Annotated in this window: 15 protein-coding genes and 1 tRNA gene; 14 read left to right on the top strand and 2 right to left on the bottom strand. The window is 37.4% G+C overall.

Translation table 11 applies throughout. From position 1 onward, the window contains the following. The 10 genes from H6571_07145 to ftsY all read left to right on the top strand — a co-directional run bounded on the left by H6571_07145 (position 1) and on the right by ftsY (position 7,236). Positions 1-1,356, top strand: a complete 1,356-nt coding sequence (locus H6571_07145; GenBank protein MCB9323502.1) for an HlyD family efflux transporter periplasmic adaptor subunit — start codon at positions 1-3, stop codon at positions 1,354-1,356. Positions 1,357-1,388: 32 nt separating this feature from the next. After that, positions 1,389-1,781, top strand: coding sequence for an HTH domain-containing protein (locus H6571_07140; GenBank protein ID MCB9323501.1), 393 nt, complete (start codon positions 1,389-1,391; stop codon positions 1,779-1,781). Between the two features lie 22 nt (positions 1,782-1,803). Then, positions 1,804-2,010, top strand: coding sequence for a hypothetical protein (locus H6571_07135; GenBank protein MCB9323500.1), 207 nt, complete (start codon positions 1,804-1,806; stop codon positions 2,008-2,010). 95 nt (positions 2,011-2,105) lie between these two features. After that, on the top strand, positions 2,106-3,458 hold the full coding sequence (locus tag H6571_07130) for a TlpA family protein disulfide reductase (GenBank protein ID MCB9323499.1): 1,353 nt from the start codon (positions 2,106-2,108) through the stop codon (positions 3,456-3,458). Further along, positions 3,458-5,134, top strand: a complete 1,677-nt coding sequence (locus H6571_07125) for a thioredoxin domain-containing protein (protein ID MCB9323498.1) — start codon at positions 3,458-3,460, stop codon at positions 5,132-5,134. The genes H6571_07130 and H6571_07125 overlap by 1 nt, the downstream gene beginning before the upstream one ends. 230 nt (positions 5,135-5,364) lie before the next feature. Next, a tRNA-Arg gene (locus H6571_07120) sits at positions 5,365-5,441 on the top strand. A gap of 32 nt (positions 5,442-5,473) precedes the next feature. Next, the gene (gene rpmB, locus H6571_07115) at positions 5,474-5,722 is read left to right on the top strand and encodes a 50S ribosomal protein L28 (protein ID MCB9323497.1); all 249 of its coding nucleotides are present in this window, start codon (positions 5,474-5,476) and stop codon (positions 5,720-5,722) included. Between the two features lie 20 nt (positions 5,723-5,742). Next, positions 5,743-5,931, top strand: coding sequence for a 50S ribosomal protein L33 (rpmG, locus tag H6571_07110; protein MCB9323496.1), 189 nt, complete (start codon positions 5,743-5,745; stop codon positions 5,929-5,931). A 78-nt stretch (positions 5,932-6,009) separates the two neighbouring features. Next, positions 6,010-6,183, top strand: coding sequence for a DUF4295 family protein (locus tag H6571_07105; GenBank protein ID MCB9323495.1), 174 nt, complete (start codon positions 6,010-6,012; stop codon positions 6,181-6,183). 99 nt (positions 6,184-6,282) lie between these two features. Beyond that, positions 6,283-7,236 carry a signal recognition particle-docking protein FtsY gene (ftsY, locus tag H6571_07100; GenBank protein ID MCB9323494.1) on the top strand — a complete coding sequence of 318 codons (954 nt, stop codon included), beginning with the start codon at positions 6,283-6,285 and terminating at the stop codon, positions 7,234-7,236. Here ftsY and H6571_07095 read toward each other — a convergent pair. Next, on the bottom strand, positions 7,233-7,703 hold the full coding sequence (locus tag H6571_07095; protein ID MCB9323493.1) for a nuclear transport factor 2 family protein: 471 nt from the start codon (positions 7,701-7,703) through the stop codon (positions 7,233-7,235). The two genes, ftsY and H6571_07095, sit on opposite strands and share 4 nt — an antisense overlap. A gap of 226 nt (positions 7,704-7,929) precedes the next feature. On the opposite strand from H6571_07095, the gene H6571_07090 reads away from it, so the two are divergent. From H6571_07090 to H6571_07080, 3 genes are all read left to right on the top strand, one after another. Continuing rightward, positions 7,930-8,820, top strand: coding sequence for a hypothetical protein (locus H6571_07090; GenBank protein MCB9323492.1), 891 nt, complete (start codon positions 7,930-7,932; stop codon positions 8,818-8,820). A gap of 344 nt (positions 8,821-9,164) precedes the next feature. Beyond that, a complete protein-coding gene (locus tag H6571_07085) occupies positions 9,165-10,712 on the top strand; it encodes a hypothetical protein (GenBank protein ID MCB9323491.1) in 1,548 nt (515 codons plus the stop codon). Between the two features lie 52 nt (positions 10,713-10,764). Continuing rightward, positions 10,765-11,952, top strand: a complete 1,188-nt coding sequence (locus tag H6571_07080; protein MCB9323490.1) for an amidohydrolase — start codon at positions 10,765-10,767, stop codon at positions 11,950-11,952. A 150-nt stretch (positions 11,953-12,102) separates the two neighbouring features. Here H6571_07080 and H6571_07075 read toward each other — a convergent pair whose 3' ends face one another. Continuing rightward, positions 12,103-12,531, bottom strand: coding sequence for a cytochrome B (locus H6571_07075; GenBank protein ID MCB9323489.1), 429 nt, complete (start codon positions 12,529-12,531; stop codon positions 12,103-12,105). Positions 12,532-12,590: 59 nt separating this feature from the next. Here H6571_07075 and H6571_07070 point away from each other — a divergent pair, with 59 nt between their 5' ends. Then, positions 12,591-13,409: a sulfotransferase gene (locus tag H6571_07070; GenBank protein MCB9323488.1), complete on the top strand. Its 819-nt coding sequence runs from the start codon at positions 12,591-12,593 to the stop codon at positions 13,407-13,409. The last annotated feature ends 28 nt before the right edge of the window (positions 13,410-13,437 follow it).

Raw genomic sequence — 13,437 nt, 5'->3', positions numbered from 1 at the left:
ATGTCAAATTTAAAAATTAAACAAAATAGTGACTTAATTGAAGTCAGTAAGCAGGACGAGATTCAGGAAATGCTCGGAAATCCTCCTGGATGGATTTTACACTCTGGAATATCAGTCATATTCCTTGGTACTTTAGTATTTATCGTTTTAAGTGCTATAATAAAATATCCTGATAAGTTAGAAGCGCAAGTGATTATACGTACAGAAAATGCACCAACCGAGATAGTTGCTCCTAGTATTGGAATACTTGATTCAATTTTTGTCAAGGATGGTATGATGGTTAAGGAGAAAGATGTGCTTGCTTTAATTAAAAATTCGGCCAAATTAGAAGATGTATTAATTATGGAAAATATTGTTGACTCTTTACGTTCTTCTGAGTCATTTGGAGAATTGCCTAATACTTTCACTTATAAAGATTTGATTTTAGGTAATATGCAAGCCTCTTTTGCCAAACTTTCACAAACGATAAAGGAACTTAAATACCTGAATGATGATGTATTTATTAAGGAACAAATAAGTTCAATAACTGATGAAATTCTTCAATTGCAGAGGCTGAATACCTCATTGCTAAAACAAGAAAAAATTTTTGAAGCTGAAACCATGTTGGTCCAAAAGGATTTTGAACGAGAACTTAAACTATTTCAGGAGAATGTGATTAGTGAACAGGAAAAAGAAAAAGCAGAGATATCCTATTTGGTTCAAAAAAGAAATCTTGAACAAATACAAACATCTCGAATCCAAAATGACATGAAAATAGAACAATTAGTTTCGCAAAAAAACAACATAAGAAACAATTATAAAAAAGAAAAACATGAGAAAGCCATGTTTATAATTCAACAATGTGAAGCCCTGAAAGGTGAAATCCAAAGGTGGAAAGATGCAGTTTTAATTTCTGCGCCCATCGCGGGGAAAATTATTTTTAATCCATCAATAGGGAATAAAATGGCTGTTAATTCTCAAGAACTTCTTTTTACTATTTTATTACCAAAAAATAATAATAATAAAGTATTTGCATATTGTCAATTACCAGTAACTGGTTCAGGGAAAATTCAAATGGGAACCTCAGGACAAATTTTTCTTGATGAATGGCCCCATAAAGAATATGGTTCAATTGAAGCTGAAGTGGTGAAAATTGCAGCAATACCTCAAAAAACAGAAACAGGCTATAATTACAATGTAAGATTGGCTTTAAAAAACAAATTTTACAAAAAAACAATAGATTCCTTAAAAACCACCTATAATATTTCAATACCTTTCAATCAAAACATGAGTGGCAATGTTAACCTAATCACAGAAGATAAAAGCATATTAAAACGAATTTTTCAGCAAATACATGATTTAATTAAGAATAAATAGTTCTTAGTCCATTTAATTCTAAAACACCATTTATGACAAAGTTAATCGATCAGCTTAGACAATTGGAAAGATTAGACCAACTCATTAGGTTGAAGGCTACAGGATCTCCAAAGGATTTAGCTAGAAAACTAGACGTTTCATTACGAACAGTCTATAACCTTTTAGATGGTTTGAAGTCCTTTGGAGCCGAAATATGTTATTGTAGAGAAAGATGCTCATATTACTACGAAAATGAAATTAAATTTCAATTTGATATAGTTTTGAGTATGGAGGATAGGAAGAATATGAAAGGAGGAAATGCTCTTTTAAAATTATTTCATTGGATGCATGATTTTTGCACGGTTGGTAAGCATTTTTGTTGGGGCAACGTTGTAAATCGAAATTTGATTTCGTTGGGGAATGCTGAAAACCCATTAATAGAGTAGGTATTACTTAAATTAATGAAAAATGAAAAATGAAATTAGTAAGAAATTTAGTAACTTCATTGTAAATGATGGAGTGTTAAAAAAGGTTTATGGTGGAATTGATGGAGGTGGCCAAGGAGTCTATTGTGATGACTGCGGTGAATTGGTGGTTTGCCAACCACCAAAGCAATGTAAGTTAAACAAAGACGGATGCGGAGATCCAACCAGAACAAAGGCTGAATGTGTATAGTCGAATAGTTGGACTTAAAGCCAAGTGCAGAAAATCTTTCTGCACTTGGCAAATTATTTTAATAAAAATATAGACAAAAGAATAAAAGTGAAAATATGATTCTTTTAAAGCAGATTGTCAATTTGTTCTCTTATAGTTTGATAATTTTTATTGGTTCCACTGTATTTCTGACACCTCTTTTTTCTCAACAGAAAATTGAGGTTCCTGTCCGAAAATCGGTCACTACTAATTATACATACTCACGCACTTTCCAGATATCTGAGCCATCAAACAACAATATCGTTGGAATACCTGGAGATTTAGATACTTTTTTACTTTGGAAATGTCCTATGTCAATTCCTCTACATTATTTGAACCTAGTTAAAAATAATGAATTTTCTAAAGACAGATTTGAAGAATTAGAATATGATCCTAGATTCATTACAGAGAAGCGTGTTAATCATGAAATAGAGGCTTTGACGGGTTTTAGGAAAGGGAAAAAAGTAATAATTGTTGATTCAAATAATAATCAAGATTTTTCTGACGAACCTGTTTTTGAATATGATACTGTTTTCCAATCATTGGAAGAAAGGTTAATGTCTTACCAATTAGCTCCTTTATTGAACATTTATTACGATCTATATTATAGCGATAAAATTTATTCGAGATCGATTCTAGCCAAAGTTCAACCCTTTATTAAATTCTCCTCCCCAAAAGACAAGACCTATGAAGATCTTGCAATATCATTAAAAGTGTTTCAATCGTATAGAGGATCATTCTCAATTGAAAATGAAAGATATAACCTATATATAGATTTTTTCCCGGATTATGACTTTGCATCCGCTTCCATTTATATTAGTGAGTATGGAAATAGTGTGAATAGTGTTGGGCGAGGCTCCATACCATACAGGTTTGAGCAAGATATTATACTTAACAATAACTTATCAATTTCTATTGACTCATTTGATTTTGGAATGAATAAAGTAATGATTTCAAAAAAAGAACTCAATAAAAAAATGGACTTTGAAGGGGGGATTGAAGGTTTTAGGGCTCCAGAAATAACAGGTGTAGATATTCTATCTGGGAATATGTTTAATCTGCATTCGCAAAAGAGTAAGTATTTTGTCCTTATTTTTTGGGGAACTTGGTGTGGTCCATGTAAGGCTGATCATCCTACTTTAAAAAATCTTTACAATTCTATTAAAATGGAAAAGGTTGAGTTTGTAGGGATTGCTTTAGATAATGATGTGACAAAAGTTTCCGAATATGTAAAGAAAAATGGAATGAATTGGAAACAGATATACCTTCCTATTAGTGAAGCTTTTGAGTTAGACGGTGTTGTAGCAAACTATAATGTAATCGGTTATCCTACTTATTTTTTAATTGATAAAGATGGTATCGTTTTAACTCGTGGGAAGTTACCTGAAATCCAAACCCAATTATCAAAATTAAATTTAATTGAAAATTAATGGCCTCAAGCGACAACAACCAAAAGTATTTGTTTCAACCTCTTAGGCATTGGCTACGAAAGATAGGAGTAAAGGTTAATTCATTTAATCTAAAAGAAAAACTTACTTCACATCCATTCTCCCCCTCGCTTTTTGCAATAAAAGATTTACTACTTAATGATTATAAAGTTGAAACTATTTCGTTTGATTTCAAAAATGAGGGAAAAATTCCTGAGGGTTTGCCTTTACCATTATTGACAACAAAAATTTTGAAAACAGATTCTGAAATTGGAACTGAACTTTTTGTTATTTCTAATTATGATACTGAAAAAATAACAATTGAAAAATCAAGAACTACGAAATGGACTTCAGGATGGGAAGAATTTCGAAAAGATTGGACAGGGATAGTAATTACCAAAAAGAAACTGTTTTCAAAGCCAGGTGAAGAAAACTATTTTTCCAATAGGATAGAGTATTTTTTTGAAAAAGGACTTATGGGTTTGTTATTCTTGGGGGCATTTTCCTTGTTGTTGGATTTTATTCTTTCAAAAGATTATTTAGGTTTTACCTTATTATTCACAAATCTAATTGGAATTTACATTACTGTCTCCCTGTTAAACCTGGAATACCTAAAAAATGAGAATAGTGAAATTTTGAAAGCTTGTAAGGCTATTGGAGGGGATTGTGATAAAACTATAAATTCAGATTTGTCGAAGGTTTTTGGAATTTTTGGATGGGCTGAAATTGGATTTGGATATTTTACTGGAAGTGTAATGTTAATACTATTTACGGGAGGAAATATCAATTTTTCGTTTTTTATTTTGTTTGTTTTGAATATTTTCACCCTTCTATTTAGTATATTTTCAATTATTTCTCAAAAATTTATACTCAAAAAATGGTGTCCAATTTGCCTTTTAACATTAGTAGTTTTTTGGGCTCAATTTATGGGTTTTTTTATGTTTGGGGATCCATCTGTTAATCTTGAGGGCCTCTCATTTATCCCTTTTATCTCTACCGTTATACTTTTTATTCTACCATTTAGCTTGTGGTTATTAATAAAACCGTTTTTTTCGTTTTATTCTATTGGCAAATCATATCAAAGAGCATTGTATGATTTCAAATATGTGGCGAATATTTTTGATGTCCTTAAAAAAGAAATCCCTTTTCCTGAACTTGAATTTTTAGGGCCAATTGTTCATAATGAAGGTGATTCGAATATTCTTGTTTTAGTAACTAACCCTTTATGTAAAACATGTAAAAAAGTTCACAATGAATTGAAACATATATTGGAATTGGGAGGTTCTATTTTACCAAATTTAAAAATAAAAATTGTTTTTGGATTATTGACCGAAAATCATAAAACCAAAGATTTTATTATAGTTGAACATTTAATTAAAATATATCTAGCTGAGGGAAGGCAGGAGTTTTTAAATGCGATTTCATTTATTTATAACCAGGTACGGGAAGTTGAACTATATGATTTTTATAAAAAGTTCCCTGTATCTAAAAACGTAAGTAAAGAAACAATTATGAATATGATTGCCTCTCAAAAAAAGTGGTGTGATGAAAATGGGGTAAAAGGTACCCCATCCATAATAGTAAATGGTTATAAGTTATCCAATATTTTTACTTTAAAAGACTTACGATTTTTTGTTGAAGAAATTCAGGAGAATAAAAAACAACCTGTTCAACTATAAAATTATTGTTATTTTCTATCCGTTCCCTTTTTAATTTAAGCTGTAGGTGACTAAATGTATCAAGCTGGGAGAAAAGAAGATGTCAAGATGCTTAAATTATAGGGATTTTTTTTCTTAAAAACATTGTTTTCTAAAAAAAAGGTCATACATTTGCAGACCGTTAGCAGAAATATTAGCAGATTTTTTGAAAAACAGAATTTCAAAATTACATAATTCATTGAAAATCAACAGGCTCCGTAGCTTAACTGGATAGAGTCCCTGACTACGGATCAGGAGGTTGCAGGTTCGAATCCTGCCGGAGTCACCATTATTCAAAGGAAATAACTTTAATAAGCAATCATGTCAAAGGTTTGTCAATTAACAGGGAAACGCCCGATTACCGGAAATAACGTTTCTCACTCGAATAGAAAAACTAAGCGTCGTTTTCTTCCTAACATTCAGAAGAAGCGTTATTTCGTTCCTGAAACGGGAGAATGGATTACCCTCAAATTGAGCGCTAAAGCAATGCGTAATATCAATAAGCTGGGCGTTTTCGCTTACATAAAAAAATTAGAACGCAAAGGTGTCGAAACCGGCGTTAAATTGTAAAATAATCAATCTAAAGTATAATGGCTAAGAAGAGCAAAGGAAATCGTCAGCAGATTATTTTAGAGTGTACAGAACATAAAACTTCAGGTATGCCTGGAACTTCACGTTATGTGACTCAAAAAAATCGTAAGAATACTCCTGACAGAATGGAGTTGAAAAAATTCAATGCGATCCTGAAAAGAGTAACCGTTCACAGAGAAATTAAATAAGGCTTATTTGAACTATTGCATAAATTGTGTAGTTTTATAGGCATAAAATTTCTTTATCAATTAAAAATATAATCAGACATGGCTAAAGTATCAAAGAACGCGAGAGTAGCAGATCGTAAAGCAAACGCCAATTCAGGCCGTGACTTCGTTAAAGTTGTTAAGAGCGTTAAGGATGAAAAAACCGGAAAATACTCTTACAAAGAAGTAATGGTACACAAAGATGAAGTGAAAGACTTCCTCACTAAAAAATAATTGCTTTCTTTTCATGAAGAATGAAACCCAAAGAGGCTTTTCTTGTTTCAAGGAAAGCCTCTTTGTCTATGGTGAATTTTTGTAAACAGTCAATTGAATATGAGTTTTTTGGGTAAGTTTTTTAATAAGGAAAAAAAAGAAGACCTCGAAAAAGGCCTGGAGAAAACCAAAACTTCTTTCCTGGGGAAATTGTCAAAAGCAGTTGCGGGTAAATCCACCATTGATGTAGAAGTGCTCGACGAGTTGGAAAATGTGCTTATTACCTCTGATGTCGGCCTGGAAACCACCGTCAAAATCATTGAACGCATCGAAGAACGCGTGGCCAGGGATAAATACCTGGGTACTTCAGAACTTACCGAAATTCTCCGTGATGAAATCGTTACCCTTTTAGCCGAGAACAATACCTCCGACCTGGAAGATTTTACCTTGCCAACTACCGATTTACCGGCTATTATTCTAGTCGTTGGGGTAAATGGAGTCGGAAAAACCACCACCATCGGAAAACTGGCCCACCAGTTTAAAAAACAAGGTAAAAAAGTGGTGCTCGGGGCCGGAGATACTTTCCGTGCCGCTGCAGTGGATCAGCTGGGCATCTGGGCCGACCGCGTTGGCTGCGACTTTTACAGCAAAGGCATGAATACCGACCCCGCCGCCGTAGCTTATGAAACGGTACAATACGCCATTACTAATAAATGTGATGTGGCGATTATAGATACTGCAGGCCGACTCCACACCAAAATCAACCTGATGAAAGAGCTGACCAAGATCAGGAATTCTGTTTCCAAAAGAATGGAAACTGCTCCCCATGAGGTTTTGCTGGTGCTGGATGCCACCACCGGACAAAATGCCATCGAACAAGCGACTCATTTTACCACTGCAACGGACGTTACGGCCCTGGCGCTGACCAAACTGGACGGAACGGCTAAAGGCGGAGTGGCAATAGGTATTTCCGATACGTTTAAAATTCCGATCAAATACATCGGAATAGGAGAGGGGATCGAGCAATTACAGGTGTTCAACAAACGGACTTTTGTGGACTCGCTTTTTAGCTAATCTGTATTTCTTTTCAAAAATTTATCCAGTAACCGATTGGTTTGAGCGTGGAGTTTTTTCCTGAAAAAGGAAGTGCCGCCTAACAACCAACCGCGCATTCCCATCGCCTGTGTTGCCCATCTTCGCAGGTTGAATTGATCCTTGTGGGTAATGATCTTCCCGTCTTCAAAACGGAATGTTGCATCGATGATGTTGTGGACTTTCCTTCCTGTCTGGCTAAAGGTATAAAAGGCTTCCCACCTCGCTTTTCCCCCGTTATCATCGACTTCCAGTACGCTGAAATTAATTTTAAGGTCTGTTGCGTTTCCACACAACATCTTCCACATGGCCCTGGCGCGGTCTCCCTGAAGTTTACCAAATGCAGGGTCTTCAAATTCAATATCTTCATGGTATAAGGCCGTCATTTTTTCGGCGTCGCGGTTTTGAAAGGCTGTATAAAACTGTTCGATCAATGGGCTTGTAGACATAATGCTATTTTTTGTACAGGCTTATTTTAGGCTTGAATTTTAAATTGTGCGGTTCAAAAATAGGCAATTAATTAGGAGTCTGGTTCATATTCTGAAATAAGATTTGTTAAAAAATGTTAAGGGCGTGGGCAATATTTTGAAATTATATATAGTTATTACTCTATCCTTTCAAAACGAAATATTAAATAAATGGAGCAAAGCTTTACAAAACACAATTCAATCCACCATGAGAATACATTTTGTAACAGCTGCTATCCTATGCTTCAACCTGACGGTTGCTTTTCCACAGGCCCGGTTTGTAGGCCAAGAGAACAAAGATTTTTATGAATGGTTTCACAGTCGTTCGCAGGTAGCCAATCTATACACGAATGGAGCTGAGTTATTTACTTTTGCAGCGGTAAAGGTAAACGTAAGTCCTTGTAAGGAAAGTTCAGTAACGACCTGTTTGCCTATTGGTTATAGGTTGATCAACATCGTAAGTGAAACGGAAGATTTTACCAAAGATGAGATCAACGGCTACCAGGATCTTTGGTTTCATGTAAAGGGAACTGATCCGGAGGGCAATTATTTCAATGGTTATGTCTGGGGGGCTTTCATTGCCAAAAGCTGGGAATTTTCAGATATGACAGGTGATGGAAAAAGTGAACTCGTCATGCTGGGCATAACTTCCCAGACCAGGAAAAATATGAAAGATATCAACGCTGAAATTAAAGTGGTCAAAAACGGAAAGTTATGGACTAAAACTAGTGTTCCCGGTTTGTGTGTCTTTGAAGAATGTGCTTCCAGTGCCTTAATAAGAATATTGAAGGATCAACCGTGTCAGGGCGCACTGATGGTCGAGGTGAGTACCATGACCATTGGATGCGAGGCGGGCATTGAAAAAGCCTATTACTTCCAGACACCTTCCGGGGAGTTGGAAAGGGTCTTTCATGCAGAATATACCACCCGAAAACAATTCAGGAACAAATCTTTCGAGTACAGCAGCCCGAACGGAGATATCATGCTTTGCCGGTACGATCACGAGGATGAAAATTTCAATCCTGTTTGGGAGGTCAAAAAAATAAAATCGGGTGAAAATACGATCGCCAAAACTACCCATGAAAAAGCCCGGGCGTAGGGAATTTGGCATGAGCCTTTTTTTCTGTTTTATTTTGTTTCAATCGTTTCAAAATCGGTTTATATCATTTCAAATGCTTAAGCAAAAGGACTAAAACAAGGAGAGCCACCATTTTTAATGATATAAATGGGCTAATTCCCGATGTACCAAGTCAGTTTGGCAATTCCCATTGCTGAACCTTTCCGGCTAATTTTTTTATGCATAACTTCCTACCGACGAACCAAAATCTTTGGTTTGTCGGTTTTTGCTTTTTTATGAAAAACGATCAAAATTTAACCGATTTTGAAAAAACGCCATTCCCTACTCCAAAAAATCGTATTTTTGGGACGAATAAATCCCTGATTATGAAATTTAGGTTGCTTCTGTTTTTACTTCTTTTTTCTCAAACCCTGATTAGCCAGTATTCCAACAAAGGGAATGGACTGGTTTTTCATAGTCCTTTTGAAGCAGAGGTATTGAGTGCTCCGTTTGGAGATGCCGTGGTGGATCATTTGAAATTGTATCTTGCCACTGCTCCTCAAAACGATTCCAATGCCTTGAAATATATCCAACTGGAACTAAAATCTTTGTTTGCTCATCTTGAAGAACAGAAGTTCGGGAAAAAATCCCCTGCAAAATCAGCAGAATTACTGGAAGATTACCTTTCGGCGACCTTCCTGAAACAATACGATGCCTATGCCAGTTTTGAACAGTTGTTTAAAACCGGAACCTATAATGATGCCACCCGTGCAGCCCTCGTTTCCCTGGTGCTGGAACAATTTAATATGCCTTTTGAGATCCGTCATGACGGTTTATTGATCTCCTCGGTTTTGAAAACGGAAGGTAAAAACAACCTGTTGTTTGAAGCTGAAGATAAATCAAAAGAGGTCAGGTTTCGATCCAATTACATTCAATTGCTCAGGGACCTGAAAATGCTAAGTGCCGAGGAAGAAGGTCAGGATGAGGAGCATTTATTTAAAAAGTATTATAAAGATAAAGACGGGGCAGTCACACCGGGACAACTGGCAGGAAACCTCTATTACCTGGAAGCCCTGAATTATTATAAAAAGCAGGATTACGTAGCCGCCATGAATCGCCTTCAGAAGGCGCAGTTGTTGTATCCGCTGCCCAGGAACGGCGTCATCCGGCAAGCCTGTATGTTCCAGCTCGCCCGTCGGGTAAATTTTAAAACCAAGGAGGGGTTGACCGATTTGTTTAATTTGTACAAACAATACCCTGTCATTGAAGTCAAACAAGAACTGGTCAGCGTTTTTACCAAAATTGCCGATTACCAGATCATCGAAAAGCAGGAACCCAATGGGTTGAAACCTTTTCATACTTTTTTTGCAGAGGAATTGAGCAATGATAAGGAGTTGCTGTCGAGAATTGACCGGGTATATTATTTGAAGATGGCCAGGTATTATGCGATCCACAACCACCGGGACAGCCTGGTAAAATACATCGATCGTTTGTATGTCCAGTGGCCCCATGAAGAGGCTGTGCAAAAAGTACTTTCCGGTTTTTTAATGGAATCCCTGCATCGGGTAGTGGATTATGAACAAGGGATCATACTCCTGAATCAATATATCGAAAAATACCCGTTTTTGGAATACAAAACCGATGTACAGGATCGGAGGTTGTATTTCCACTCCCTGCGAGTGCGCTACTTTTTTGAAAATCAGCAGGAAGATAAGGCTTTAAAAGCCATGGCGGTTTTTGAAAATCTCCTCGCTAAATACGGCAGGGTAGAGCGGGTGGATATGTGGCTCACCACGGTTTATGCTTCGGCCTCCACTTATTATTTCCAGAAAGCGGATTATTTCATGGCTCGTGAAATGGCCCGTAAGGCATTGACACTTATGCCCGATAATGAATATTTTGCGCATAGGGTAGAGGTTTTACAGCAGTATTAAAAAAATACATACTTATGCCTTTCGTGGATAAACACTTGGCATCAAATTGACTATGTTACAGGAAAAAATAAAAAATCTTGCCAGGAACTGGCATGTGGACACCATTGCGGTACGCCGCCACCTGCATCAACATCCCGAGTTATCTTTCCAGGAAAAGGAAACGTCGGCGTATATCGCCCAAAGATTGACGGAATACGGCATTCCTTTTCAGCCTGATATCGCAGGTCATGGCATCGTAGGCATGATCAAGGGCAAAAACCCGGACAAAAAAATAATCGCCCTGAGGGGAGATATGGACGCATTGCCTATCAAAGAGACCAATAACGTCGATTATTGTTCCGTAAATGAAGGGGTTATGCACGCTTGCGGACATGATGTACATTCTGCTTCTTTACTTGGAGCAGCCAGGATATTAAATGAGTTAAAAGACCATTTTGAAGGGAGCATAAAGTTATTGTTTCAACCGGCTGAGGAGAAATGGCCCGGGGGAGCCAAACTGATGATCGAAGCGGGTGCGCTTGAAAATCCAAAACCTACGAGTATGCTCGGACAACATGTGCATCCTCCGCTTGAAGTGGGGAAAATCGGTATCCGTCCGGGTATTTACATGGCTTCGGCCGATGAAATTTATTTGACGGTCAGGGGAAAAGGCGGACACGGAGCTTTGCCCCATGATTGTATCGATCCCATTGTGATTGCAGCTCATATCATTACAGCACTGCAGACGGTAGTGAGCCGCAGGGCCAATCCCAATATGCCAACCGTGCTGACTTTCGGTTATATTGAATCCGAAGGGGGCGCGACCAATGTTATTCCCAATGAAGTCAGGCTAAAAGGAACCCTCAGGACTTTTGATGAAGATTGGAGGTTTGAGGCGCATCGCATCATTGAGCTAATGACCAAAAATATAGCAGAAGGTTTTGGGGGAAGTTGTAAACTCAACCTACTGGTAGGATATCCCAGCCTGGTCAATGAACCCGATTTGACGGAATGGGTTAGAACAGCAGCAGTAGATTACCTTGGCCCTGAAAATGTGGTGGAGTTGCCCATCCGCACCACGGCGGAAGATTTTGCTTTTTATTCCCAGGTGATGCCCTCCTGTTTTTATCGACTGGGAACGGGCAATAAATCAAAAGGCATTATCTCACCAGTTCATACAGATACCTTTGATGTAGATGAAGATTGCCTGGAAGTCGCTACCGGATTGATGGCCTGGCTGGCGGTATCGCAGTTGAAATAAGGGAGGAGTTGGAACACTGATCGAACGGATTGAAGGAATGGGAACGGATTTTTTTGAAAATATAATCAGGAATCCGTTTTTATCCGTTCAATCAGTGTCTGCCTGCCGGCAAAGACAGGTTCTATCCAGGTTTTGTATTGAAAACAACCATTAAAACCAGCCGGCACTCAGTCCTCTGAACGGCCATGGAATACTGAGCAGAATGAGGATTAACCCAATAAGGTAATAATTAAAAATCGTTTTCCAGGAAGCAGCTTTTTTCCCTTTGCTATACCCGATAGTGATCAATGTGATTGCAATCAGCATCAGCAAAATATGTTCTACAGTATAAAACCTTTTCAATGAATCTTTCATGGTATCAGCGGCGAAAACCACGTATGGACTGATAAAGTACAGGATGATGCCAAGAATCAACTGAATATGAGTGGCAATGAGTGTGAATAGCGGCAATTTTTTATCTTCGCTTTTCATTGTGTTGCCCGCTTTCTTTTTAGAAAAAGCAGTAACTATAGTTGTAATGAGCAAAATGAGTACGATCCAGCGAAACCCGGAGTGAGCGTGTTTGAGTATTTCTAACATGATATTGGTGTTGTTGAATGTTAATAATATTGCAAATCTAAAGTAAAAAAATGAAATACATGTTGCCTTCATTTTTTATTGTAGGAGAAAGGAAATGCGGAACTTCTTCCTTATACCGGTATTTGGTGGCCCACCCTCAAATATTGCCGTGTAAGGTCAAAGAGCCGAATTTTTTTTCAAAACCCTGGTGGAAAATCGTTTGGGGTTTAAAAAAATACCAATCTCTTTTTCCTGTCCTGAACCAGGAGGGGAGTATTGAATTTCAGTGGCCCGAACTCGATGAAAATGGCCGGTTATTTACCGAAACGATTTCCGTTGAACGACAAGCGGGCATGCCTTATATTACCGGTGAGGCGAGTGTGAATACCTATTATTATGCTAATCCCCGCCTGGTAAAATGGCTTTTGCCCGACGTGAAAATTATTTTAATGCTGAGGGAGCCTGCTGAACGCACCTTTTCACATTACCGTATGCTGGAACGTTTCAAAAAGGAAGGCCGCAAAACCATTTCCTTACAGGACTTTTCGACGGACATGAAAATTGAGATGGAAAAAGTGAGGAGGGGAGAAGAAAGTATGGTGTTAAGTCCTTCCATTTATGCAAAAAAACTGCCCGTCTGGTTAAACCTTTTTGGAAAAGACCGGCTCTTTATTATCAGGTCGGAAGATCTGGAGGATCAAAAAAAGGCGGAAAGTATCATGAAACGATTATTCCAATTCCTTGAGGTGGCTGATTTTGAAATGGGAGATATGCTTTCCCAACGATTTAACGTAGCCCCTCCTAAATCCATACCGGAAGACATTCAACAGGAGTTGGTAGAATTTTTTGACCCCTACAACAAACAATTGGAAGATTTACTTGGTGTTAAGTTATATTGAACCCATAAATCAACCTTATTACCGTGTA

Source organism: Lewinellaceae bacterium (assembly GCA_020636105.1).
In the GTDB taxonomy this organism is placed as follows: Bacteria; Bacteroidota; Bacteroidia; order Chitinophagales; family Saprospiraceae; genus BCD1.
Note: the sequence above shows the minus strand (reverse complement) of the source record. Positions and strands in the feature narration are given on the sequence as shown.

Excerpts from the sequence above, each read along its gene's own strand:
- H6571_07090 (MCB9323492.1), top strand. The coding sequence starts at position 7,930 with ATGAGAATACATTTTGTAACAGCTGCTATCCTATGCTTCAACCTGACG.
- H6571_07145 (MCB9323502.1), top strand. The coding sequence starts at position 1 with ATGTCAAATTTAAAAATTAAACAAAATAGTGACTTAATTGAAGTCAGT.
- H6571_07075 (MCB9323489.1), bottom strand. The coding sequence starts at position 12,531 with ATGTTAGAAATACTCAAACACGCTCACTCCGGGTTTCGCTGGATCGTA.
- H6571_07140 (MCB9323501.1), top strand. The coding sequence starts at position 1,389 with ATGACAAAGTTAATCGATCAGCTTAGACAATTGGAAAGATTAGACCAA.
- H6571_07095 (MCB9323493.1), bottom strand. The coding sequence starts at position 7,703 with ATGTCTACAAGCCCATTGATCGAACAGTTTTATACAGCCTTTCAAAAC.
- H6571_07070 (MCB9323488.1), top strand. The coding sequence starts at position 12,591 with ATGTTGCCTTCATTTTTTATTGTAGGAGAAAGGAAATGCGGAACTTCT.
- H6571_07135 (MCB9323500.1), top strand. The coding sequence starts at position 1,804 with ATGAAAAATGAAATTAGTAAGAAATTTAGTAACTTCATTGTAAATGAT.
- H6571_07085 (MCB9323491.1), top strand. The coding sequence starts at position 9,165 with ATGAAATTTAGGTTGCTTCTGTTTTTACTTCTTTTTTCTCAAACCCTG.
- H6571_07130 (MCB9323499.1), top strand. The coding sequence starts at position 2,106 with ATGATTCTTTTAAAGCAGATTGTCAATTTGTTCTCTTATAGTTTGATA.
- rpmB (MCB9323497.1), top strand. The coding sequence starts at position 5,474 with ATGTCAAAGGTTTGTCAATTAACAGGGAAACGCCCGATTACCGGAAAT.
- rpmG (MCB9323496.1), top strand. The coding sequence starts at position 5,743 with ATGGCTAAGAAGAGCAAAGGAAATCGTCAGCAGATTATTTTAGAGTGT.
- ftsY (MCB9323494.1), top strand. The coding sequence starts at position 6,283 with ATGAGTTTTTTGGGTAAGTTTTTTAATAAGGAAAAAAAAGAAGACCTC.
- H6571_07105 (MCB9323495.1), top strand. The coding sequence starts at position 6,010 with ATGGCTAAAGTATCAAAGAACGCGAGAGTAGCAGATCGTAAAGCAAAC.
- H6571_07080 (MCB9323490.1), top strand. The coding sequence starts at position 10,765 with ATGTTACAGGAAAAAATAAAAAATCTTGCCAGGAACTGGCATGTGGAC.
- H6571_07125 (MCB9323498.1), top strand. The coding sequence starts at position 3,458 with ATGGCCTCAAGCGACAACAACCAAAAGTATTTGTTTCAACCTCTTAGG.